The sequence below is a fragment of the Corynebacterium sp. CCUG 65737 genome (assembly GCF_024454115.1).
GTDB lineage: Bacteria > Actinomycetota > Actinomycetes > Mycobacteriales > Mycobacteriaceae > Corynebacterium > Corynebacterium genitalium.
The window spans coordinates 100681-122818 of sequence record NZ_JAGPZB010000004.1 but is presented as its reverse complement, the minus strand read 5'-3'; the positions used below and the strand labels follow the sequence as shown (position 1 = coordinate 122818).

22 protein-coding genes are annotated in these 22138 nt (G+C 63.3%); 11 read left to right on the top strand and 11 right to left on the bottom strand.

What is annotated here, in order from left to right; all coding sequences use genetic code 11:
* Window positions 1–484: 484 nt before the first annotated feature.
* Window positions 485–976 (bottom strand): DUF6676 family protein, encoded by a 492-nt coding sequence (locus tag KBX17_RS04855; protein WP_256018714.1) that lies wholly within the window; start codon window positions 974–976, stop codon window positions 485–487.
* A 206-nt stretch (window positions 977–1182) separates the two neighbouring features.
* Here KBX17_RS04855 and acnA point away from each other — a divergent pair, with 206 nt between their 5' ends.
* Together acnA and KBX17_RS04845 are read left to right on the top strand one after the other, a co-directional pair.
* Window positions 1183–3963, top strand: a complete 2781-nt coding sequence (gene acnA, locus KBX17_RS04850; protein WP_256018712.1) for an aconitate hydratase AcnA — start codon at window positions 1183–1185, stop codon at window positions 3961–3963.
* Between the two features lie 122 nt (window positions 3964–4085).
* A complete protein-coding gene (locus tag KBX17_RS04845) occupies window positions 4086–4823 on the top strand; it encodes a glutamine amidotransferase (RefSeq protein ID WP_256018710.1) in 738 nt (245 codons plus the stop codon).
* A gap of 5 nt (window positions 4824–4828) precedes the next feature.
* Here the strand turns inward: KBX17_RS04845 and KBX17_RS04840 are convergent, their stop codons facing one another.
* Window positions 4829–5506, bottom strand: a complete 678-nt coding sequence (locus KBX17_RS04840) for an NAD(P)H-binding protein (protein ID WP_256018709.1) — start codon at window positions 5504–5506, stop codon at window positions 4829–4831.
* 65 nt (window positions 5507–5571) lie between these two features.
* Here KBX17_RS04840 and KBX17_RS04835 point away from each other — a divergent pair, with 65 nt between their 5' ends.
* The 4 genes from KBX17_RS04835 to KBX17_RS04820 are packed head-to-tail and all read left to right on the top strand — an operon-like array spanning window position 5572 to window position 8489.
* Window positions 5572–5841 carry an ACT domain-containing protein gene (locus tag KBX17_RS04835; RefSeq protein WP_040423699.1) on the top strand — a complete coding sequence of 90 codons (270 nt, stop codon included), beginning with the start codon at window positions 5572–5574 and terminating at the stop codon, window positions 5839–5841.
* A gap of 6 nt (window positions 5842–5847) precedes the next feature.
* The gene (locus KBX17_RS04830; protein ID WP_255994944.1) at window positions 5848–7218 is read left to right on the top strand and encodes a PFL family protein; all 1371 of its coding nucleotides are present in this window, start codon (window positions 5848–5850) and stop codon (window positions 7216–7218) included.
* Between the two features lie 40 nt (window positions 7219–7258).
* Window positions 7259–7912, top strand: a complete 654-nt coding sequence (locus tag KBX17_RS04825; RefSeq protein ID WP_255994945.1) for a MerR family transcriptional regulator — start codon at window positions 7259–7261, stop codon at window positions 7910–7912.
* On the top strand, window positions 7896–8489 hold the full coding sequence (locus KBX17_RS04820) for a hypothetical protein (protein WP_255994946.1): 594 nt from the start codon (window positions 7896–7898) through the stop codon (window positions 8487–8489). Before KBX17_RS04825 ends, KBX17_RS04820 begins: the two co-directional genes overlap by 17 nt.
* Here KBX17_RS04820 and KBX17_RS04815 read toward each other — a convergent pair.
* Window positions 8486–8719: a PLDc N-terminal domain-containing protein gene (locus KBX17_RS04815; RefSeq protein WP_255994947.1), complete on the bottom strand. Its 234-nt coding sequence runs from the start codon at window positions 8717–8719 to the stop codon at window positions 8486–8488. The two genes, KBX17_RS04820 and KBX17_RS04815, sit on opposite strands and share 4 nt — an antisense overlap.
* Window positions 8720–8784: 65 nt before the next feature.
* Between KBX17_RS04815 and KBX17_RS04810 the strand changes: the two genes are divergently transcribed.
* Window positions 8785–9528 carry a glutamine amidotransferase gene (locus KBX17_RS04810; protein ID WP_255994964.1) on the top strand — a complete coding sequence of 248 codons (744 nt, stop codon included), beginning with the start codon at window positions 8785–8787 and terminating at the stop codon, window positions 9526–9528.
* A 3-nt stretch (window positions 9529–9531) separates the two neighbouring features.
* Here KBX17_RS04810 and KBX17_RS04805 read toward each other — a convergent pair whose 3' ends face one another.
* From KBX17_RS04805 to KBX17_RS04770, 8 genes are all read right to left on the bottom strand, one after another.
* Window positions 9532–11160: an ABC-F family ATP-binding cassette domain-containing protein gene (locus KBX17_RS04805; protein WP_255994948.1), complete on the bottom strand. Its 1629-nt coding sequence runs from the start codon at window positions 11158–11160 to the stop codon at window positions 9532–9534.
* 32 nt (window positions 11161–11192) lie between these two features.
* On the bottom strand, window positions 11193–11621 hold the full coding sequence (locus tag KBX17_RS04800; RefSeq protein WP_040424440.1) for a metal-sulfur cluster assembly factor: 429 nt from the start codon (window positions 11619–11621) through the stop codon (window positions 11193–11195).
* A 71-nt stretch (window positions 11622–11692) separates the two neighbouring features.
* A complete protein-coding gene (gene sufU / locus KBX17_RS04795; protein ID WP_005290083.1) occupies window positions 11693–12142 on the bottom strand; it encodes a Fe-S cluster assembly sulfur transfer protein SufU in 450 nt (149 codons plus the stop codon).
* Between the two features lie 22 nt (window positions 12143–12164).
* Window positions 12165–13421 carry a cysteine desulfurase gene (locus KBX17_RS04790; RefSeq protein WP_256018707.1) on the bottom strand — a complete coding sequence of 419 codons (1257 nt, stop codon included), beginning with the start codon at window positions 13419–13421 and terminating at the stop codon, window positions 12165–12167.
* Window positions 13422–14177, bottom strand: a complete 756-nt coding sequence (gene sufC / locus KBX17_RS04785; RefSeq protein WP_005290079.1) for a Fe-S cluster assembly ATPase SufC — start codon at window positions 14175–14177, stop codon at window positions 13422–13424. It abuts the gene before it with no gap.
* A gap of 31 nt (window positions 14178–14208) precedes the next feature.
* The gene (sufD, locus tag KBX17_RS04780) at window positions 14209–15390 is read right to left on the bottom strand and encodes a Fe-S cluster assembly protein SufD (protein ID WP_005290078.1); all 1182 of its coding nucleotides are present in this window, start codon (window positions 15388–15390) and stop codon (window positions 14209–14211) included.
* A complete protein-coding gene (gene sufB, locus KBX17_RS04775) occupies window positions 15391–16836 on the bottom strand; it encodes a Fe-S cluster assembly protein SufB (protein ID WP_040423696.1) in 1446 nt (481 codons plus the stop codon).
* On the bottom strand, window positions 16829–17527 hold the full coding sequence (locus tag KBX17_RS04770) for a metalloregulator ArsR/SmtB family transcription factor (protein ID WP_256018705.1): 699 nt from the start codon (window positions 17525–17527) through the stop codon (window positions 16829–16831). The genes sufB and KBX17_RS04770 overlap by 8 nt, the downstream gene beginning before the upstream one ends.
* 219 nt (window positions 17528–17746) lie before the next feature.
* Between KBX17_RS04770 and mptB the strand changes: the two genes are divergently transcribed.
* From mptB to KBX17_RS04750, 4 genes are all read left to right on the top strand, one after another.
* Complete coding sequence (gene mptB / locus KBX17_RS04765) at window positions 17747–19285, top strand: polyprenol phosphomannose-dependent alpha 1,6 mannosyltransferase MptB (protein WP_370687583.1); 1539 nt, start codon at window positions 17747–17749, stop codon at window positions 19283–19285.
* 5 nt (window positions 19286–19290) lie between these two features.
* Window positions 19291–20199, top strand: coding sequence for an ABC transporter ATP-binding protein (locus tag KBX17_RS04760; protein ID WP_256018702.1), 909 nt, complete (start codon window positions 19291–19293; stop codon window positions 20197–20199).
* A gap of 4 nt (window positions 20200–20203) precedes the next feature.
* Window positions 20204–20974 carry an ABC transporter permease gene (locus tag KBX17_RS04755; RefSeq protein ID WP_256018700.1) on the top strand — a complete coding sequence of 257 codons (771 nt, stop codon included), beginning with the start codon at window positions 20204–20206 and terminating at the stop codon, window positions 20972–20974.
* 82 nt (window positions 20975–21056) lie between these two features.
* Window positions 21057–22109 (top strand): heme A synthase, encoded by a 1053-nt coding sequence (locus KBX17_RS04750; RefSeq protein ID WP_256018699.1) that lies wholly within the window; start codon window positions 21057–21059, stop codon window positions 22107–22109.
* Window positions 22110–22138: the final 29 nt, after the last annotated feature.

Below are 22138 nucleotides of genomic sequence, written 5' to 3'. Positions count from 1 at the left end.
GGCCAGACAGTCAAGTCTGACGTGCGGACGATTGAATGGTCACGGATGCGAACCCGCGGGAATGAACGCGGCCCATCGGCGCTGCATGGCGTAACAAGAGAGAGCTCACGGGAGCGCCGGGACTTCTTCCTGGCGCTTCCGTCAACTCCAATCCTTGGCGTGCTTCCCCACATGCCCGAATCGAGTTTCCGTTTCCGGATCTGTTACGTATGCGTTTGATGTAACTGCGATCAGCCCACGAGCTGACATGGAAACCATAAGTCACTTAATTAGTCTGTTGCACAACCTTTACCAATTTTCACACTGGTCAAGGCGAATCTCATGACTGTTACTTCTGCACACCCTGCGGTTTTAGCCGCGGAAACTATTTATGTGACGTCGGTCACGTTCGCGCCACAACCGTTAACACACGCCTCAAAAGAAAGAATTAGACACGCCGGGACGCTTTGCTAGACAAGCCAGATAACTTGACTAACGGTGCCCACTATCGTCGCTGTCGCACCACCGAGAAGAACGTCATGAGCACAACTACCGCCACGATGGCCGCCAGAACGAGAAAGACAACAACCCACGGAGGCGCGAACCCGTCGGCTTCAGCGGCGAATGCCTCCAGACCAACGGCGTAGTCGGGCTCGCCCACCATGGCCAATTGCCCGCTTTCAATCTCGGCGCGTGAAAGAGAATTACTCACTGCAGCCGCCGAATTGGGCGTGCGCACCACGACCGTGTCCAATCCAGTGACATTCTGGAGATCCTGCGCGATGTCCCGCAGGTCCCCCGGTCGCTCTGGTGTCGTCTCCAACACCACGACGCCGATGTCGCCCACATCCGCCGCACCCGCCGCGTCGATATTGCCCATTGCTCGGGTGAGATCCGCGGCCAGGGACTCGTTCGCCGGATTGTCCGTGCCGAAAGCGACCCGTCCGTCGCGCAGTTGGGCGGACAGCGCATCGAGGTCAGCTTCGGGGTGCGGCATGGTTGTCAAGGGTAGCGGTGGGAAGCGTCGATAAGCGTGACGACGCGCAAATACCCAAACGGGGTAACTAAAAGGCTTACAGAACTTTCAAGTGTGCCTAGAATTACCCCTTATATCTGGTGTGTGCCCTAACATTGTCCGGTAGGGACCCGAATGGGTCACAACACCCAGAATTTCACAGTTCGACAACGAGAAACGGAGCTCACGTGTCTGAAAGCAAGAACTCTTTCAACGCCAAGAAGACTCTCGAGGTAGGCGGCAAGTCCTATGACTACTACGCCCTCGACGCAGTCGAAGGCATGGAGAAACTCCCCTACTCCCTGAAGGTGCTGGGAGAGAACCTGCTGCGCACCGAAGACGGCAAGAACGTCACCGAGGAGCACATCAACGCCATTGCTAACTGGGACCCGTCGGCAGAGCCGTCCATCGAGATCCAGTTCACCCCGGCCCGCGTCCTCATGCAGGACTTCACCGGTGTCCCTTGTGTCGTCGACCTCGCCACCATGCGCGAGGCCGTTTCTTCTCTCGGCGGCAACCCGGACCAGGTCAACCCGCTCAACCCGGCGGAAATGGTCATCGACCACTCCGTGATCATCGAGGCCTTCGGTTCCGAGAGCGCCATCGACAAAAACGTCGAGATCGAGTACGAGCGCAACGAAGAGCGCTACCAGTTCCTGCGCTGGGGTGCAGAGAACTTCTCCAACTTCCGCGTCGTTCCCCCGGGAACCGGTATTGTCCACCAGGTCAACATCGAGTACCTCTCCCGCGTCGTCTTCGATAACGACGGCGTTGCCTACCCGGACACCTGCATCGGTACCGACTCCCACACCACCATGGAAAACGGCCTGGGCATCCTCGGCTGGGGCGTTGGCGGCATCGAGGCTGAGGCAGCCATGCTGGGCCAGCCGGTGTCCATGCTCATCCCGCGCGTTGTCGGCTTCAAGCTCACCGGTGAGATCCCGGTTGGCGTGACCGCAACCGACGTCGTTCTGACCGTTACCGAGATGCTCCGCGAGCACGGCGTGGTCCAGAAGTTCGTCGAGTTCTACGGCAACGGTGTCAAGGAGATCCCGCTGGCTAACCGCGCGACCATCGGTAACATGTCGCCGGAGTTCGGCTCCACCTGCGCGATCTTCCCGATCGACGAGGAGACCATCAACTACCTCGAGCTCACCGGCCGCGACAAGGAGACCATCGACCGCGTCGAGGCGTACGCCAAGGCACAGGGCATGTGGCTCGAGCAGGACGCTCCGGAAGCAGAGTACTCCGAGTACCTCGAGCTGGACCTATCCACCGTCAAGCCGTCCATCGCTGGCCCGAAGCGCCCGCAGGACCGCATCCTCCTGGAAGAGTCCAAGACCACCTTCCGCACCCAGCTGCCGGACTACAACACCGCAGGCGAGGGCCAGGCAGAGCCGGTCCGCGCAGAGAAGGTCGACACCGTCGAGTACAACCAGTCCTGGCCGGCTAACGGCGAGTCCGCTGCTGACGGTGCAGAGGGCCGCGCTTCCAAGCCGGTCATCGTGGAGTCCCCGCAGGGCGGCGAGTACACCCTCGACCACGGCATGGTCGCGATTGCCGCGATCACCTCCTGCACCAACACCTCCAACCCGTCCGTCATGGTCGGTGCTGCCATGCTCGCCCGCAAGGCCGCCGAGAAGGGCCTGAAGGCTAAGCCGTGGGTCAAGACCATCATGGCTCCGGGCTCCCAGGTGGTCAACGGTTACTACGAGCGCGCCGACCTGTGGAAGGACCTCGAGGCTGTCGGTTTCTACCTCTCCGGCTTCGGCTGCGCATCCTGCATCGGTAACTCCGGCCCACTGCCGAACGAGATCTCCGAGGCCATCAACGAGTACGACCTGACCGCCACCGCTGTGCTGTCCGGTAACCGTAACTTCGAAGGCCGCATCTCCCCGGACGTGAAGATGAACTACCTCGCGTCCCCGCTGCTGGTCATCGCCTACGCCATCGCCGGCACCATGGACTTCGACTTCGAGTCCCAGCCGCTCGGCCAGGACGCCGACGGCAACGACATCTTCCTCAAGGACGTCTGGCCGTCCCCGGAGGAGATCGAGGGCGTCATCGCCGAGACCATCTCCCGCGAAATGTACGAGGCTGACTACGCCGACGTCTTCAAGGGCGACGAGCAGTGGCAGAACCTCGACGTTCCGGAGGGCAAGACCTTCGCATGGGACGAGGACTCCACCTACATTCGCAAGGCACCGTACTTTGACGGCATGCCGGAGGAGCCCAACGATGTTGGCGACATCAGCGGCGCACGCGTCCTGGCCAAGCTGGGCGACTCCGTGACCACCGACCACATCTCCCCCGCCTCGTCGATCAAGCCGGGCACTCCGGCTGCGAACTACCTGGACGACAACGGTGTGGAGCGCCACGACTACAACTCCTTCGGTTCCCGCCGTGGTAACCACGAGGTCATGGTTCGCGGCACCTTCGCCAACATCCGCCTGCGCAACCAGCTCGTTGAGGATGCCGGCGGCTACACCCTGGACTTCACCCAGGAAGGCAACCCGCAGGCGTTCATCTACGACGCCGCTCAGAACTACGCCGAGCAGGACATCCCGCTGGTTGTTCTGGCCGGTAAGGAGTACGGCACCGGTTCCTCCCGTGACTGGGCTGCCAAGGGCACCAACCTGCTGGGCGTGAAGGCTGTCATCACCGAGTCCTTCGAGCGCATCCACCGCTCCAACCTGATCGGTATGGGCGTGCTGCCGCTGCAGTTCCCGGAGGGCGAGTCCCACGAGTCCCTCGGCCTGGACGGCACGGAGACCTTCGACATCACCGGTATCACCGCCTTCAACGAGGGCGACACCATCCCGGAGACTGTCCACGTCACCGCCACCAAGGACGGCGGCGAGACCGTCGAGTTCGACGCGAAGGTCCGTGTTGACACCCCGGGTGAGGCTGAGTACTACCGCCACGGCGGCATTCTGCAGTACGTGCTGCGCCAGATGGTCAAGAGCTAACCGTCTGTAGCTGATTGGGGCCGGGGTTTCCCGGCCCCTTTCGCATTTCTGCTTATCGGCGCCTTGGGATTCCTTCCCCCGGATGTGCGGGCCTTCACGCATGCGGTTTAGACTTACCCGCTATGCTTCTCTTCCTTTCCCTGCGCAACGGCCCTGTCGGCCCGGCGGTGTCCCACGCGGAATACCACGACACGCTCCGTGCCACTGGACTCACCACCGACGACGTAGAGCTGCGCACAATTAGCGACGAGCACGCCGAGCTGGGCAGCTTGGACGGCATTCAGGGGATTTTTGTGGGTGGCAGTTCGCTCAACATCACCAACGACACGTACGATGCCTGGCAGCAACACGTGCACACCCTGCTCGGAGAGGTCGTCGAAGGAGACATTCCCGTCTTCTTCGTCTGCTACGGCCTGAGCTGGCTCACCCACCACCTCGGCGGGAACGTGACGCACTCGCACCCAGAGGCCTCGGGCCCGACGATCGTGAACCTGCTTCCCGCCGCCGACGAAGACCCTCTGCTGCGCGACCTACCAAAGTTGTTCACTGCTCTGACTGGCCACACCGAGAACGCCGAGCCGCACAGCACACACCCAGAGCTGACTCTGCTTGCCGACGGCCCCTCGTGCCCCGTTCAAATCGTCCGCTACCGAGACCGCGTATGGGCCACCCAGTTCCACGCTGAAATGGACGCTGCGGCGATGAAGACCCGCATGGACTTCTACTACGACTACGGCTACTTCCCGCAAGAGGCCTACGACGACATCATCGCGGCACTACCCAGCGTGGATACGGAAACGGCGAACGAGATCGTGAAGCGCTTCGCGCAGTTCTGCCTCGCCGGGCAGGCAGCGAGCTAGACGGATTAGACGGAACTGACCGGCTCGGTGCCGTCTTCGAATTCGAAGGGGTTCGGCGACATCTCACCACGGTCGACGGCCTCCACGATGACCTGGGCGACGAGCTCACGCGACGTCTTGGAATCCGCGTTGCGTGCATCGGTCAACACCGTCACGCCCTTCGACGGCTCATCCGTGAGAAGCGTCGGCCCCAAAATCGTGTGGGTGAGGTTGGACGCGAGCAGGCGCTGATCCACGGCCTTCTTCGATTCCACGTACGCGTACCACGAGCCGCCGTCGTCCTCAGTCGTGGCCTCGGCGGCACCGGCGTAGGACACCATGATGAAGTGCGGTGTGTATTCGCCCAGTTCCTCCAGGGCGTCAATTGCTTTCATCGCTGCATCGCGGTCCACCGCGTACGTGCGCTCAGCGCTACCGCCGCCGGCACCTGCGGACCACACAACGGTGTCGAATGGAGTGATCAGGCGCGCCCATCCTTCCTCGTCCAGCGTGGTGAGATCTTGAATGATGACGGTGGCGCCAGCGTCGATAAGCGACGGTGCGTGCTCCGGATTGCGCACGAGTGCTGCGACCTTGTGCCCCGACTCGGTCAGCAGCGGAACGGTGTGCTTGGACACGTTGCCGCCCGCGCCGAGAACGAGGACGAACTTGCTTGCTTTGTCTGCGCTTTCTTCAGTGCTCATGCACCCCACCGTAACCGTGAATGCTGGCTCCTGCCGATTTACCCGCGAGTCGTAGGATGGGGCGCATGTACGCAATCATCACCACCACTGGACCAGACCGCGTCGGCATCATTGCCGGCGTTGCGCAGGTAGCCGCGGAGCACGACCTCAACATCGTCGACGTCTCCCAGACCATCATGGACGACTTTTTCACTATGATCATGCGCGCGGAACTACCCGGCGAGGGGTTCGACCTCGCCGGACTCCAAGACACGATGGGTGAACTGGGCAAGAGTCTCGGCGTGGACATCCGCGTCCAGTCCGAGGCACTGTTCACCGTCATGAACGAGGTCTAAGCGGGCATGGCAAACCAGCTCAATTTCAAGGCTTCGAGCATCGTCGACGTGATCTCGATGATCGAGGATTACCGCCTCGACATCCGCACCGTGACCATGGGCATCTCGCTCATCGGCTGCACGCGCGGCACGATGGAAGCCACTGCAGACGCAGTCTATGACCGCGTCACTCAACGCGCCTCCCGTCTCGTCGAGGTCTGCGAGGGCATCGAACGCGAGTTGGGCATCCCGATCGTGAACAAGCGCGTGTCCGTCTCCCCTATTGCGCTCGTTGCCGCGGGTGTCGACGGCAACCCCGCTGACATCGCCCGCGCTCTCGACCGCGCCGCGAACGAACTCGGGGTGAACTTCATCGGCGGCTACTCCGCTCTCGTGGAGAAAGGTGCGACCGAGGCCGACGAGCGCCTCATCCGCTCTATCCCGGAGGCATTGTCGGAGACCAGCTTCGTGTGCGGATCTGTCAACGTCGCCTCCTCGCGCGCCGGCATCAACATGGATGCCGTGAAGACCATGGGTGAGGTGGTCAAAGACGCTGCCGCCCGTACTGCGGAGGAATCCTCCATCGCGTGCGCGAAGCTCGTCGTCTTTGCTAACGCCGTCGGTGACAACCCGTTTATGGCCGGTGCCTTCCACGGCATCGAGGAGCCGGACACAGTCGTCTCCGTCGGCGTGTCTGGCCCGGGTGTGGTCGACTACGCCATTACCCCGCTCGCGGGTGCAAGCCTGAACGAGGTCGCCGAAGAGATCAAGAAGGCAGCCTTCAAGATCACCCGCGCGGGCCAGCTCGTGGGCTCGCTCGCCGCAGAACGGCTCGGGGTGCCGTTCGGCATCGTCGACCTGTCGCTCGCCCCCACCGCGGAGGTCGGCGATTCCGTCGCGCACATCCTCGAGCACATGGGGTTGTCCCAAGTGGGCACGCACGGCACGACCGCCGCTCTGGCGCTGCTCAACGATGCGGTGAAGAAGGGCGGCATGATGGCGTGCTCGCGCGTCGGTGGGCTTTCCGGTTCCTTCATCCCCGTTTCCGAAGATCAAGGGATGATCGACGCTGTGCGCGCGGGTTCGATCACGATGGACAAGCTGGAGGCGATGACGTCGATCTGCTCGGTCGGTTTCGACATGGTCGCGATTCCGGGCGACACCTCAGCCGCCAGCATTGCCGGCATGATCGCCGACGAAGCGGCCATTGGCGTGATGAACCACAAGACGACCGCAGCACGCCTCATCCCCGTCCCCGGCACTCAGCCTGGCGACGAGGTCAACTTCGGCGGGCTGTTGGGCTACGCTCCAGTCATCCCCGTCAACCAGGTCAGTTGCGCGCCGTTTGTGGAACGGGGCGGTTTCATTCCCGCACCGGTCCACGGTTTCCGAAACTAACGCTTGACCCTCACGCGGCGTCATAGTTCAGACTGGTGCCATGAGGATCTCTGATGTCGCCCGCGCCGCCGGCTGCTCTGTGCGGGCGGTGCGCCACCTGCACGAAACTGGAGCGGTGCCCGAGCCACCGCGCACCGCAGGCAACTACCGCGACTACTCACTGCGCGATCTCGCGGCGGTCATCCGCGCCCGCGCGCTTATCGACGCTGGCGTCCCTACCTCCCACATCAACCACCCCGACGCCGTCGACCGGTCAATTGAGCTCATCGACGCACGTATAGAACGGCTGACCCTGCAGCGCCAGCGCCTAGCCGCGCTGCAGGAGGCCCCGCTCGGGCTGCCGGCTGACCTGCGGCGCGGGATCATTACTTTGTTGGGCGACACCGATTACGCGCGCGGAGAGATCGAGACTTTCGACCTCATGGCGATGACAGGTGTGGCGACCCCTGACACGTGGAAGCAGCTACGCGCGAATCTCGCCGACGACCAGTGCAGAAGCGCGACGCTGAAGTTTGCGGCGGCGTGGGGCGACGGCGACGTCGATAAGCTCAAAGCTCTTCTCCCGCGCACCGTCATGCGCGGGATCGCCGAAACCCTCATCCCCGGGGACCTGCCTATCGATCTGGGCGACACCGGCCTCGACGCACGGCAACGCGCTACCTTGAAGGAGCTGGCCGATGACTACGGCGCATAAGCTCCGGACACTCGCCGCAAAGCACCCCGCGGTGCGGGCGGGCCGCTACGAGCTAGGGCTTTACCGCGACCTCATCCGGTGGGCGCGCGGCCGCACGGACGTGCCCGAGGGAGCGAAGCCCCTGCCGCATCCGCCCGGCCGGCTGCAGATGCTGAGTTTCCTCACTGCCGTACTACTTATCGAGCTCGTTGCCGTGCACCTACTTCTTCCCAGCGGCACTGTGCAGCTTATAGCTTTGCTGCTGTCGTTGTGGGGCATTGTGTTCGTGTGGGGTCTCGTCGCAAGCGAACGCGTGCGCCCCTCTTACATCGACGACCAACAGCTTGTTCTGCGCAGAGGGCGGAAGGTGTTCGCTACGGTCCCCCTAGCGCTTGTAAGCAAGTGGAACGCGAGCCGAAGCTACGAAACAGACGTCACCGCCCACGATGGGCAGCTCACCATCGGCGGGTCAGCCGGCACGGACACCCAGATCATTCTGCTTGAAACGGTGCCCGCCGCCGAAGACACGTACCCATGGCAGAAAAAACGGACGCAGCCAGTGCGCCGCGTCCGTTTCTATGCAGGTGGTGTGCTCTAGTACTTCTTGCCCACGATGAAGTAGCTCAGCCAACCAATGGTGTTGACAGCGCCGATAACGGACGTCCACAGCCACTTCGGGCCGCGGAGCTTCTTCGAGTCAGCGCGGGCGAGGTCCCACAGAGCGATGCCCTTCGCGGCGGTGTCGATCGCGCCGATCACGCCGGCGGCTGTCTTCTCCTCTTTGCTGAGGGCGTTCCATGCTTCACGGATAGATTGAATCGGGTTCATGACAACGAGTTTATACGCATGGGGCAATTCTCTGCCTCGGCGGCGCGCAGACTAGATTGACACTGGTGAGCACGCACCTGCCTTTCCTCCTGCTGAGCACCCGCCCTGAAGACGAAGCCGCTGCCGAAGAGCGCGACAGCTTCGCTACTGCCATGCAGGTGGACGCTGACGCGATCGAACAGCGCCGATTGGAACAGGAGGAGCTCGGCGCGGTGCATCTGGAGGACTATTCAGCCGTGCTGCTCGGCGGCAGCCCGTTCAACAATCTGGAGTTGATGAAGTCGCCGCTGCAGCTGCGGGTGGAGCGGGAGATCGGCACGCTCATCGCTGAATGCATCGACCGGGACTTCCCTGTCATGGGCGCCTGCTACGGCATCGGCGCGATCGGCACGGCCATCGGGGCGACGTTGAGTGACACCTACGCCGAGGAGGCAGGTCTGGTTCAGATCGAGGTGACTGACGCCGGCGAAACAGATCCGGTCCTGGCGGGGCTCCCCCGCAGCTTCGACACGATCGTTGGCCACAAAGAGGCGATCCATACGCTTCCCGACGATCCCCGCGTCACCGTCCTCGCCACCGGCGCCGCCTGCCCGACTCAAATGTTCCGGGTCGGGGCCAACGTCTACGCCACGCAATTCCACCCCGAGCTGCGCGCGGAAGCCCTCGAGTCGCGTCTCCGTCTGTACGCCCACCTGGGTTACACCGCTGCAGACACGTTCGAGAGCCAGATCGCCGACGCGTACACCGGAGACTACGACGCGAACAACCGTGTGCTGGAAAACTTCGCCGACCGGTTCAAGCGGTCATAAGAGCTATGCCAGTTCGACGATCTCCATGTACTCGTCGCTCCACAAGTCCTCGTCACCTTCGGGCATGATGATGACACGCTCTGGTTCGAGGGCTTTAACGGCACCGGGGTCGTGCGTGACCAGAACGACGGCGCCGGTGTAGGTCTTCAAGGCGTCGAGAACCTGTTCGCGGGATTGGGGGTCGAGGTTGTTGGTGGGTTCGTCGAGAAGCAATACGTTGGCACGGGAGGAGACGAGCGTGGCGAGCGACAGGCGCGTCTTCTCGCCGCCAGAGAGCGTGCCGGCCGGCTGGTCGAGCTTGTCGCCGGAGAACATGAACGCACCGAGGAGGCCGCGCAGATCCTGCTGGCCGGCGTCGGGGCAGGCCGTGATGGTGTTTTCCCAGACGGACTTGTCGCCGTCGATCGTGTCGTGCTCCTGAGCGAAATAACCGATCTTCAGGCCGTTGCCTGTCACAAGGCCGCCCTCGCCGTCGGTGCGCTCCACACCGGCGAGCAGTTTGAGCAGCGTCGTCTTGCCGGCACCGTTGGTGCCCAGCACGACCACGCGCGACCCCTTGTCAATGGCCAGGTCCACGCCCGCGAAGACCTCGAGCGAGCCGTACATCTTCGTCAGGCCTTTACCGAACAGCGGTGTCTTTCCGCAGGGTGCGGGCTCGGGGAAGCTGATGGAGGCGACCTTGTCGGCGACTCGGACGTCGTCAAGCTCATTCATCATGCGGTCGGCGCGGGCGAGCATCTGCTTCGCAGCCGCGGCTTTCGTCGCCTTCGCACCCAGCTTGGCGGCTTGCTTCTGCAGAGCAGATGCCTTCTTCTCCGCGTTGGCACGTTCGCGGCGGCGGCGTGCTTCGTCCTCGGCCCGGGCATCCTTGTACTTGGAGAAGCCCATGTTGTACACGTCGGCCTCACCGCGGACAGCGTCGAGGAACCACACCTTGTTGCACACTTGGTCGAGCAGCTCGACGTCGTGGGAGATCATGATCAACCCGCCCTCGTGCTTGGACAGGAAGTCGCGCAGCCAGGTGATGGAGTCGGCGTCGAGGTGGTTGGTCGGCTCGTCGAGAAGCAACGTCGTCGTGGACTTGCCTGCGCCGTCATTGGCGGCAAAGAGGATTTGTGCGAGCTCGACGCGGCGGCGCTGACCGCCCGAAAGGGTTTTCAGTGGCTGGTCGAGAATGCGCGACGGCAGGCCGAGGTTGTCGCAGATTTGCGCCGCCTCCGCGTCGGCTTCGTATCCGCCGAGGGCCTGGTAGCGCTCCTCAAGGCGTGAATATTTTGAAATCGCGGCATCGCGCTTGTCGCCGTCTTCGACCTCCATGATTTCCTGCTGGCAGTCCATGGAGGCGCGGATCCGGTCGAGCCCGCGGGCCGAGAGCACGCGATCACGCGCAGTCTGTTCAATGTTGCCCTCGCGGGAGTCCTGCGGGAGGTACCCGATCTCCCCGGAGCGCGTCACCGTGCCGCCGTAGGGCTCGGTCTCCCCCGACAGGATGCGCATCGTCGTGGTTTTACCCGCGCCGTTGCGCCCGACCAAGCCGATCCGGTCGCCGGCTTGCACACGCAGGTGCTGGCCAGGGGCGTTCAGCAGGGTACGCGCGCCGACGCGGACTTCAAGGTCGTTGGTGACAATCACAAGGGGTCACTCTACCCCCGCGGTCAAATCACCTAGACGGCGAACCCGAGGGCGCGCAGCTGCTCGCGGCCGTCCTCGGTGATCATGTGCGGACCCCACGGCGGCATCCATACCCAGTGCAGAGCGATGGCATCGACGGTGCCGGAGCCGACAGCGGCAGCTTCGACTTGCTCTTCGATAACGTCGGTCAGCGGGCACGCCGGCGAGGTCAGCGTCATGCTGATCACAGCTGTCTTCTTTCCGCCCTCTTCCTCGATCCACAGGTCGTAGACGAGACCCAAGTCGACGACGTTGATGCCCAGCTCGGGGTCAATCACGTCGTGCATGTACTCAGCGACGTCAGCGGCAATCTGAATCTGCTCTTCGGTCTGCTCGGGTCGCTCACCGGGCCCGTCGAAGCTGGAGGATCCGTCCTTCTCCTGATCCTCCTGGGCCTCTTGCGCCGCCTGAGCGGTCTCCATGTCGGTCGGGGCGAGCTCGCCGTTCTCGTCGACAGCGTTGTTGAGCGTGTTGTCGGTGGGGTTGGTCATGTCTACTCCTTTTCGTTCAGCGCATCGCTCGTGGCGGCCTGGAACGCCTTCCAGCCGAGCAGGGCGCACTTCACGCGTGCGGGGAACTTTGCTACACCGGCAAAGGCAATGCCATCGCCGATCATTCCTGGGTCGCCTTCTTCCTCGCCCTTGGAGGTGATCATCAGCTCGAAGGCGTCGAGCTTCTTCATCGCCTCCGCGACAGGCAGGCCGATGACCTCCTCCGTGAGCACGCTTGTCGACGCCTGCGAGATCGAGCACCCGACCGCGTCATAGGAGATGTCCTCAACGGTGTTCCCGTCTTCGGACAGCTGCACGCGCAGGGTCAGCTCATCGCCGCAGGAAGGGTTGACGTGGTGCACCTCAGCGTCGAACGGGTCGCGCAAGCCGGCGTTCTGCGGGTTCTTGTAGTGGTCGAGGATGACCTCTTGATACATCGCTTCTAAGTTCATAGTGCTCCCTAGAACGCCGTGGCTAGCCGAAGAATTCCTTGGCGTGACCGATGGCGCTGACAAGCGCGTCGATCTCGTCGGTGGTGTTGTACAGGTAGAAGCTCGCGCGTGCCGTGGACTGGGCGTTCAGGCCGCGGTGAGCGGGCCACGCACAGTGGTGCCCCACACGGATGCACACGCCACGGGAATCAAGGACTTGGCCCATGTCGTGCGGGTGAATCCCGTCAACAGTGAAGGACACCGCTCCCCCGCGCATCTCCGGCGTCGCCGGGCCGGCGAGACGCAGCCCGTCGATCTCCTGCATGCGCTCGAGTGCGTAGGCGGTGAGCATGTGCTCGTGAGCCTGGATGTTCTCCATGCCGACTTCGTTCAGAAAATCGACAGCTGCGCCAAGCCCAACAACCTGACTGGTCATCTGCGTGCCAGCCTCGAAGCGCTGCGGAGCAGGCGCAAAGGTCGATCCCTCCATGCGCACGACCTCGATCATCGAGCCACCGGTGAGGAACGGCGGAAGCTGATTCAGCAGCTCCCCCTTGCCGTAGACGACGCCGACGCCGGACGGGCCGCACATCTTGTGGCCGGAAAAGGCCGCGAAGTCGACATCGAGGGCGTGGAAATCCACCGGCTGGTGCGGCACGGACTGGCACGCGTCGAGCACGGTGAGCGCTCCCACGTCCTTTGAGCGGCGCACAATTTCGGCGACATCCGGAATTGCGCCTGTCACGTTGGACTGGTGGGTGAACGCCACAACCTTGACGGTCTCGTCGAGCTCGAGAGAATCGAGGTCGATGCGGCCGTCGTCGGTCAGCGTGTACCACTTCAACGTCGCACCAGTGCGGCGCGCAAGCTCCCGCCACGGCACCAGATTGGCGTGGTGCTCCAGCTCCGTGATGACGATCGTGTCGTCGGAGGTGATTTGAAGGTCACCGGCTCGATCGTCGCCAAGCGTGAAGGCGACAAGGTTGAGCGCTTCCGTCGCGTTCTTCGTGAACGCGATCTCGTGGCCTTCCGCACCAACGAACGCGGCGATCTTCTCGCGCGCGGACTCGTAAGCGTCGGTGGCCTCCTCTGCGAGCTGGTAGGCACCGCGGTGCACCGGGGCGAAGGTGTTCAGCACGAACTCTTCCTCTGCGCGCCAGACGCGCTCAGGCCGCTGGGAGGTCGCACCGGAGTCCAAATAGACCACCGGCACGTCGTCGCGGACCGTGCGGTGCAGAATCGGAAACTCGGCGCGCACCGCACCCACGTCGAGCGTGCCGTCGGGGTTAAGAAACGTCATTTAGACGAACGCCTCGTATCCCTCGGACTCGAGCTTCTCAGCCAGCTCAAAGCCGCCGGAGTGCTTGATCACGCCGTCCGCGAAGATGTGGACGTGGTCCGGGCGCACGTAGTTGAGGATGCGCTGGTAGTGGGTGATCATCAGGATGCCGCCGTCGGTCTCCTGCTGGTAGCGGTTGATGCCCTCAGAGACAATGCGCAGGGCGTCGACGTCGAGGCCGGAGTCGGTCTCGTCCATCACAGCGAACTTCGGCTTCATCAGGGCGAGCTGCATGACCTCGTGGCGCTTCTTCTCACCACCGGAGAAGCCTTCGTTCACAGCACGCTCGGAAAACGACGGGTCGATCTTCAGGTCGTCGCGGGCCTGGTTGAGCTCCTGAACCCACTCGCGCAGCTTCGGTGCCTCGCCGCGCACGGCGGTGACGGCGGAGCGCATGAAGTTCGAGGAGGACACGCCCGGGACCTCGACCGGGTACTGCATGGCCAGGAAGAGGCCGGCGCGTGCGCGCTCGTCGACTTCCATGTCGAGGATGTTCTCGCCATCGAGAAGCACCTCACCGTCAGTCACCTCGTAGGACGGGTGGCCGGACAGGGTGTAGGCCAGAGTGGACTTGCCGGAGCCGTTCGGGCCCATGATGGCGTGGGTCTCACCGGAGTTGATGGTCAGGTTGACGCCCTTGAGGATCGGGGTCGGCTCCTGCCCCTCCTCGAGCGGGAGGACCGAAGCGTGAAGGTTCTTGATTTCAAGCGTGGACATAGTGCTCTTTCTAGATTGGAAGGGTCAGGGTTTACAGTTCGACGTTCTCGAGCTCGCCGGAGACGCGGTTAATCAACTCTTCGCGCACATTCTCAACCGGGATGCGGTTGAGAACCTCGTTGAAGAAGCCGCGGACAATGAGGCGGCGTGCCTCGCCGTCGGGGATACCGCGGGACTTGAGGTAGAACAACTGCTCCTCGTCGAATCGGCCAACGGTGGCGGCGTGGCCTGCGCCCGGGATGTCACCGGTCTCGATCTCGAGGTTCGGGATCGCGTCAGCGCGTGCGCCGTCAGTCAAAACGATGTTGCGGTTGGCCTCGTAGGTCTCCGTGCCGGAAGCGTTGGAGCGGATGAGCACGTCGCCGACCCAGCAGGTGCGGGCGTCAGGGAGCTTGGAGTCCTTGCCGCCCTGCAGTGCACCCTTGTACAGCACGTTGGAGCGGCAGTACGGGTGATTGTGGTCCACCAGCAGGCGGTTTTCAATGTACTGCCCGTCGTCGGCGTAGTAGACACCGGTCAGCTCGACGTCACCGCCGGAGCCTGCGTACTTCACGCGCGGGGTGTTGCGGACCAGCTCACCGCCGAAAGTGGCCACGGTGTGGCGCAGCACGGCGTCGCGGCCGCAGACGATGCTCTGCGCACCAACGTGAACGGCGTCGTTATTCCACTGCTCGTCGACCACGACGTTGACCTGCGCGTTGTCACCGATGACGAAGTTGACGTTGTCGGCGTGGGTGCCGGAGCCTTCGTACTGCACCAGGATGGTAGCGGTCGCGCTCTGGCCCACCTCGATGTGGAGGCCGGAGAAGGTGGTCACGTCCAGACCTGCACCGGTGGTGGTGATGACCACTGGCTCGGTCAGCTCGGCATTCGCCGGGACGGAAACAATCGTCGCGTGCGGCATGGAGGTCCATGCCTGAGCAGCGATGCGGTCGACCGGGGCGGACGTGGTCTTGAGTCGCTCGTCGTCAGGCGACACCTGCTCGACAGTGACCTCGGCCGGGCCGGACACGTTGACCTGCGCCTCACCCTGGTCCGGGAAGGTGCCGTTGTGCAGCCCACGCAGGCGGCGCAGGGACACGAAACGCCAGATTTCGTCGCGGCCCTGCGGCACCTCAAAGTCGTTGACGTCGTAGGAGGCGAACAGGTCACCCTTGTTGTCGTGGAACGTGGCGTTGCCGACGCGTTCCTTCTTGGTAACGGTCTCGGTCAATTAACCCACCGATCCTTCCATCTGCAGTTCAATGAGGCGGTTGAGCTCGAGCGCGTACTCCATCGGGAGTTCCTTGGCAATCGGCTCGATGAAGCCGCGGACGATCATCGCCATCGCGTCTTCCTCGGAGATGCCGCGCGACATCAGGTAGAACAGCTGCTCTTCGCTGACCTTGGACACCTTGGCCTCGTGGCCCAGGGTGACGTGGTCGTTGCGGATGTCGTTGTACGGGTAGGTGTCGGTGCGCGAGATGTTGTCCACCAGCAGTGCGTCGCACTCGATGTTGGAGGTGGAGTTCTTCGCGTTGGCGTTGATCTGGACCAGGCCGCGGTAGGCTGCGCGGCCGCCGTTGCGGGAGACGGACTTGGACACGATGTTGGAGGACGTATTCGGCGCCATGTGGACGACCTTGGCACCGGTGTCCTGGGTCTGGCCTTCGCCACAGAACTGCGCGGAGAGGACTTCGCCGCGGGCGTTCGGGCCGGTCATCCAAACAGCCGGGTACTTCATGTTCACCTTGGAGCCGATGTTTCCGTCGACCCACTCCATCGTGGCGCCTTCTTCGGCGCGGGCACGCTGGGTGACCAGGTTGTAGACGTTGGTGGACCAGTTCTGGATCGTGGTGTAGCGGCAGCGCGCATTCTTCTTCACGATGATCTCCACCACGGCCGCGTGCAGCGAGTCGGACTGGTAGATCGGAGCGGTGCAGCCCTCCACGTAGTGGACGTACGCGTCCTCGTCGACGACGATGAGCGTGCGCTCAAACTGGCCCATGTTCTCGGTGTTGATGCGGAAGTATGCCTGCAGCGGGATCTCCACGTGCACACCCTTCGGCACGTAGATGAAGGAACCGCCGGACCACACAGCAGCGTTCAGCGCGGAGAACTTGTTGTCGCCAGCCGGGACGACGGAGCCGAAGTACTCCTTGAACAGCTCCGGGTATTCGCGCAGACCGGTGTCGGTGTCAACGAAGATGACGCCCTGCTCCTCCAAGTCCTCGCGGATCTTGTGGTAGACGACCTCGGACTCGTACTGCGCAGCGACACCTGCGACGAGGCGCTGCTTCTCAGCCTCCGGGATGCCCAGCTTGTCGTAGGTGTTCTTGATGTCCTCCGGCAGGTCCTCCCAGCTGGTGGCCTGCTTCTCGGTGGAGCGGACGAAGTACTTGATCTGGTCGAAATCAATGCCGGACAGATCCGGGCCCCACGTCGGCAGCGGCTTCTTGTTGTAGATGTCCAGTGCCTTCAAGCGCTGCTCGAGCATCCACTCCGGCTCATTCTTGGCTGCGGAGATGTCGCGCACGACCTGCTCGTCGAGGCCGCGGCGGGCAGCCGCACCAGCCTCGTCAGAGTCGTGCCACCCGTAGTTGTACGGGCCCATCGACTCAATAATCTCATCGTCATTCATCGGCTTTTCCAGGCCGGGTGCGGGAGTCGTACTAGTCATCGTCTCCGCTCCTTTCCTTGTGGGTTCCTCCAGCTTGGGCATTGCTTGCAGTGCCGTCAGCGCGGCTGATGTGGGCTGTGCAGACGCCATCCCCGTTGGCGATGAGCGCCAGCGGGGACACAGCGGCTCCAACGAGTTCCGCGATCAGCTCGTGCTCGGCTTCACATATCTCCGGGTATTCGGCGGCGACCGCATGAATGGGACAGTGACGCTGGCACAGTTGCAGAGACGAGCCTACGTTGTCCGCGTTCGCGGCGTAGCCGTGGGCTGCGAAAGCGGCTGCGACATCACGCGTTCGCTTATCGACGTCCCCTTCACCAGCAACATCACCCAGCACCTTCTCCGCGCGTTTCCGGGCGAGATTCTTCACCGCGTCACGCCCGCCGAGGGCTTCCACTTCAGCGAACGCCGCCAGCGCGAGGTCATCATAACCGTGTCCGTTGCGTTCACGACCGTCCCGGGTGAGCTGGTAATACTTCGCCGGACGGCCGCGGGTGGCAGGGCCAGTTGTGTCGGCCTCGGCGAGTTCCGCCAGACCTTCTGCAAGCAGTTTGTCTAGGTGCCTGCGCACGCCGGCGGGCGTGATGCCCACCTTCTCAGCCAGTTCGGCGACGGTCACAGGCCGCGACGTGAGCATCGCGGACATGATCAGGCGGCGCGTCTCGCCGTCAGTGGAACGGGTGACTGCCATTGCCGTCTCCTTTCCGTGAACTCACAACACCTTTAGACATCACTAGTGTGCCTTAAATCGATCACGCTCGGCAACGGGGGTCGGGTGTCGGAGCCGTTTTGTACACTGACCGGTGTGAAAATCCGTCCCGCTCCTGCCAAGCAACCGCTTGCCCGTTTCACGGGCGAGCTACCCCGCTTGGGCCGGCCGGGTTCGCGCTCTGCCGAACTACACGCGGGAATGATCGAAGGCACTCCCTCCGTCCAGCCTAGCGTGTGGGAGCGTAACCGCTTCGAAGTCCTGCGCGTGCTCGGCGTCATCGGCACTTTACTCATGGGCCTCGGAGGCTTAGGCGGCGGAGCGCTACCCGTGGTCAACAACGCCTACGGTTCTTTCCCGTTCGGCGCGTTGATGGGGCGGATGATGGTGGCATCATCAAGCATTGTGCTGCTGGGCGTCGCCCTCGTTGTTCTGGCGTGGTTGCTCATGGGCACCTTCGTCGGCGCTGCCGGCGGACCGTCGCGTGTCGGGGTGCCGGTGCTGCTGCGCACATTCGCGGTCTGGGTGACGCCCCTGGTGTTCACCGCTCCCCTGTTCACGCAGGACATCTATTCCTATCTCGCGCAGGGGTCGATCGTCGCACAGGGCATGGACCCCTATTCCGCAGGGCCTGTGGAGCTGCTCGGGCGAGAGAACCCGCTGGCGCGTTCCGTGCCGTTCATTTGGGCCGAATCGCCCAGCCCCTACGGACCGGTGGCGCTGGGGATCTCGGCGGGAATCTCCATCCTCACGGGCGACTCGGTGTTCTGGGGTGTCGTGTGTCACCGGCTGGTGTCACTAGCGGGTGTTGCGGCCGCAGCGTGGGGTGTCGTGGCGCTTGCTCGCCGCTGCAACGTTTCCGGTGCGGTGGCGGTGTGGATGGGCGTGCTCAACCCTTTGGTGATTCTCCACTTGGTCGGCGGGATCCATAATGAGGCCGTGATGATGGGCATCCTGCTCATCGGTCTGGAACTAGGTCTGCGCGGCATTGACGCGCTCAATGCTGGCCTGGTGAAACGTCGGGGCGTCGTGCTGCTGGTCGTTTCGGGTGCGTTGATCACGTGCGCCGGCATGGTGAAAGTGCCCGGCTTCCTTGCGCTCGGCTTCGTCGGCATGTCGCTCGCGCGCCGGTGGGGTGGCTGGACCGGCATCGCCAAAGCCGCTGCAGCGCAGACGCTCATCATGGTGACCACGATCGCCGCTGTCACCGTGGCCACTGGCATCGGGCTGGGTTGGGTGACGGGCCAGGGCGGTGCCGCGTCGATACGCAGCTGGCTCTCACTAACCACCGACATCGGCGTGATCTCTGCATTCTTCGCCCAGCTACTGGGCTTGGGCGACCATTCTGAAGCGACACTCGCCATTGCTCGCACCGTGGGGTTGGTGGTCGCAGTCGCGTTCTGTGTGCGCATGCTGTGGGCGACGTTCAAGGGCACGATTCACCCCGTTGGGGGGTTAGGCGTGGCCACGCTCGTCCTCGTGCTTCTTTTCCCTGTTGTTCATCCCTGGTACCCGCTGTGGGGCATCATGCCGCTTGCCGCCTGGGCCAACCGCAGGTTCTTCCGGGTGGCTGTAGCTGGGTATTCGGCGGTTTTCAGTTTCCTCGTACTGCCGCGGGGGCTCGCCCTCCCAGCGGGGACCGTAGTGACTATCTACTCATTGCTCATCGTTTCGGCCCTGATTCTCGCGCTGATGGCGTGTGGGTGGTTAAAGGCCCGGGGCAGCAAAGTCTTACACTGACGGCAATGAGTACGGATGAGGTTGCCCTGCGTGTGAGCAACGTGGTGAAGACTTTCGGCAGCACCACTGCTGTCAATGGAATGTCCTTTGCCGCTCGCCGCGGCGAAGTGCTCGCCTTGCTCGGCCCGAACGGTGCTGGCAAGACCACCACGATTGAGATGTGTGAAGGATTCACCACCCCTACTTCCGGCTCGATCGACGTATTGGGGATGGACCCGCAAACAGAGCCAGAAAAGGTGCGCGAGCGCATCGGCATCATGCTCCAAGGCGGCGGTTCCTACTCCGGCATCCGCGTCAAGGAGATGCTCAATCTCACCGCCTCCTACAACGCAGATCCCCTCGATCCCGAATGGCTCATGGACGTCCTCGGCCTGCGGTCAGTGGCATCGACGACGTACCGGCGGCTCTCGGGCGGCCAGCAGCAACGCCTATCGCTTGCGCTGGCGCTCATCGGGCGCCCTGAGCTTGTTTTTCTCGACGAGCCGACCGCCGGCATGGATGCCCAGTCACGGCGCACCGTGTGGCGGCTCATCAGCGCTTTGCGCCGCGACGGCGTGACCATCATCCTCACCACGCACCTCATGGATGAGGCAGAAGAGTTGGCCGACAACGTGGTGATCGTCGACAAAGGCGCGGTCATCGCAGAAGGCAGCCCTACCGAACTCATTGCCGAGGGCGCTTCTGAAACGCTCGAAGTGCGCACTGTTGGCAGCCTCGACGTGGCTGCTCTCCCCGACCTGCAAGAGGTGGAGCCAGGGTTGTACCAGCTCATTGCCGCACCCACGCCGGAGATCATCGCCGCCGTAGCGAGTGAAGCCGCGCGGCAGGGAGTACTGATCAGCTCCATGGGCACTCGCCGCCGCAGTTTGGAGGACGTATTTCTGGATCTCACGGGAAGAGAGTTGAGGGCCTGACACCATGACCACTACCGATTTCCCACCCGGCACCTTCACCCCGGCTCCGCAGCGGGCGAGCGCCGCGACGATGGCGGCAGCGCAGGGCCGCATCGAGTCGAAGCTCATGCTCCGCCACGGAGAGCAACTGCTGCTCAACCTCATCGTGCCGGCAGCCATCCTCATCGGTGCCGTGTTCGTGCCCGTCTTAGGCGACAATGTCACCCTCAATGAGCTAGTCCCCATGGTCTTCTCCATCGCCGCGGCCGGCGCCGGGTTCACCGGGCAAGCCATCGCGCTGGCGTTTGACCGCCGCTACGGGGCACTCAAACGAACGGGCGCCTCAGGCGTGCCAGCGTGGACAATCATCGCAGGGAAGGTCATCGGCGTGCTGTCTACCGTGGTGGTGCAGATTCTCGTGCTCGGCGCAATCGCGCTGTTCTTAGGATGGCGGGTTTCCGTTGGCGGCGCGTTGCTGGGGTTGCTTACTCTGCTCATCGGTGTCACTGCGTTCACGGCGTTGGGGTTGCTGTTGGGGGGCACGCAGTCGTCGGAAAGCGTGCTTGCCAGCGCGAACCTGATCTGGTTGCTACTGCTCGCCGTACTGGGGTGGGTCGTCTACGCCGGTCTCCTCGGCTCGCCTGGGGTGTGGGACATGGTGCCCACCGTGGCGCTCGCGAGCGCGATGACCGGCGCGTTGAACGGCACTATCTACCTCACCGCGTGGATGTCGCTGTCCGCTTGGACAATTTTGGCGGTTTTGGGAACTATCCGGTGGTTCCGTTTCGACGGATAAAGAGCGGGCCAGATTAGACATTGGCGCCGCGAAAAGTAGATGATCAAAGCAGCACTGGTACCGCAAAGGAGAAGGGCCCGACGTGAGCACGACAACCCAGGACGACAATCGGACATTCCGTGAGAAGATCCGCGACGTGCCGTCGGTCAAGATTCAGCGCATCTTCGCTCTCATCATGCTCATCGCGCAGGGCGGGATCACCTTCACCGGCTCACTCGTGCGCGTCACCGGTTCTGGGTTGGGCTGCAACACGTGGCCGCTGTGCCACGAGGGCTCGTTGTTCCCGGTGCCGGGTGCGGCACCGTGGGTGCAGCAGGTCATCGAGTTCGGCAACCGCACCCTGACGTTCGTGGTGGTCGCGACGACGATCCTCGTGTTCTGGGCTGTCATGAAGGCTGGTCGACGCAACTCGATCATCGTGCTGTCCGTGCTCTCCGGTCTTGGAGTCGTCTTGCAGGCCGTGATCGGCGGCATCTCGGTGTTGCTGGACCTGCGGTGGTGGTCTGTAGCCATTCACTTCCTGCCGTCGATGCTGCTCGTCTGGATCGCTGCTGTTCTCTACATGCGCATTAAAGAGCCTGACGATGTCGCACCCACCGAGCGCTTCTCCCCCGCTACCCGTTCTTTGGTCGTCGTCGCTGCGGTCGCGCTGTGCCTCGTTTTGGTGACCGGCACGATGGTCACCGGTTCCGGCCCGCACTCCGGCGATTCCGGTGTGGGAATGGAAGGTCGCCTGGCTATCGACACGCAGCTACTCGCGTACGTGCACGCGGCGTGCATGTACATCTACCTTGTGTTCACACTCATCGCTGTCTACATGCTGCGCCGCCAGAACGCCCCGAAGGACGCGTTCAACACCGCGTTGGTGCTCGTGGCCATGATCGTCGTGCAGTGGGCCATCGGTTTGGGCCAGTTCTACCTGGGTGTGCCGCGCTGGACGGTGCCCATGCACATCATCATGTCCTCTGTGGTGGTGGCCTACAGCGCTTTCCTGTACAGCCACGGCAGCCGCCGGCTTCCCCTCCTTGAGCCGCACCAGCACAATACGCTCGCGAACCGGGACGCCCGCGGCCCCAGCGGCAACCCCAGCGACCCTAGCGACCCCAGCGACCCAAGCACCGCTGCCGCCGTCTAAAACGGGGTGAACCGGCCCCGCAGCGCCGG

Excerpts from the sequence above, each read along its gene's own strand:
- KBX17_RS04835 (WP_040423699.1), top strand. The coding sequence starts at position 5,572 with ATGTACGCAATCATCACCACCACTGGACCAGACCGCGTCGGCATCATT.
- KBX17_RS04820 (WP_255994946.1), top strand. The coding sequence starts at position 7,896 with ATGACTACGGCGCATAAGCTCCGGACACTCGCCGCAAAGCACCCCGCG.
- KBX17_RS04760 (WP_256018702.1), top strand. The coding sequence starts at position 19,291 with ATGAGTACGGATGAGGTTGCCCTGCGTGTGAGCAACGTGGTGAAGACT.
- KBX17_RS04855 (WP_256018714.1), bottom strand. The coding sequence starts at position 976 with ATGCCGCACCCCGAAGCTGACCTCGATGCGCTGTCCGCCCAACTGCGC.
- KBX17_RS04815 (WP_255994947.1), bottom strand. The coding sequence starts at position 8,719 with ATGAACCCGATTCAATCTATCCGTGAAGCATGGAACGCCCTCAGCAAA.
- KBX17_RS04770 (WP_256018705.1), bottom strand. The coding sequence starts at position 17,527 with ATGGCAGTCACCCGTTCCACTGACGGCGAGACGCGCCGCCTGATCATG.
- sufC (WP_005290079.1), bottom strand. The coding sequence starts at position 14,177 with ATGTCCACGCTTGAAATCAAGAACCTTCACGCTTCGGTCCTCCCGCTC.
- KBX17_RS04830 (WP_255994944.1), top strand. The coding sequence starts at position 5,848 with ATGGCAAACCAGCTCAATTTCAAGGCTTCGAGCATCGTCGACGTGATC.
- KBX17_RS04790 (WP_256018707.1), bottom strand. The coding sequence starts at position 13,421 with ATGACGTTTCTTAACCCCGACGGCACGCTCGACGTGGGTGCGGTGCGC.
- sufU (WP_005290083.1), bottom strand. The coding sequence starts at position 12,142 with ATGAACTTAGAAGCGATGTATCAAGAGGTCATCCTCGACCACTACAAG.
- KBX17_RS04845 (WP_256018710.1), top strand. The coding sequence starts at position 4,086 with ATGCTTCTCTTCCTTTCCCTGCGCAACGGCCCTGTCGGCCCGGCGGTG.
- KBX17_RS04840 (WP_256018709.1), bottom strand. The coding sequence starts at position 5,506 with ATGAGCACTGAAGAAAGCGCAGACAAAGCAAGCAAGTTCGTCCTCGTT.
- mptB (WP_370687583.1), top strand. The coding sequence starts at position 17,747 with ATGATCGAAGGCACTCCCTCCGTCCAGCCTAGCGTGTGGGAGCGTAAC.
- KBX17_RS04800 (WP_040424440.1), bottom strand. The coding sequence starts at position 11,621 with ATGGAGACCGCTCAGGCGGCGCAAGAGGCCCAGGAGGATCAGGAGAAG.
- sufB (WP_040423696.1), bottom strand. The coding sequence starts at position 16,836 with ATGACTAGTACGACTCCCGCACCCGGCCTGGAAAAGCCGATGAATGAC.
- KBX17_RS04825 (WP_255994945.1), top strand. The coding sequence starts at position 7,259 with ATGAGGATCTCTGATGTCGCCCGCGCCGCCGGCTGCTCTGTGCGGGCG.
- KBX17_RS04755 (WP_256018700.1), top strand. The coding sequence starts at position 20,204 with ATGACCACTACCGATTTCCCACCCGGCACCTTCACCCCGGCTCCGCAG.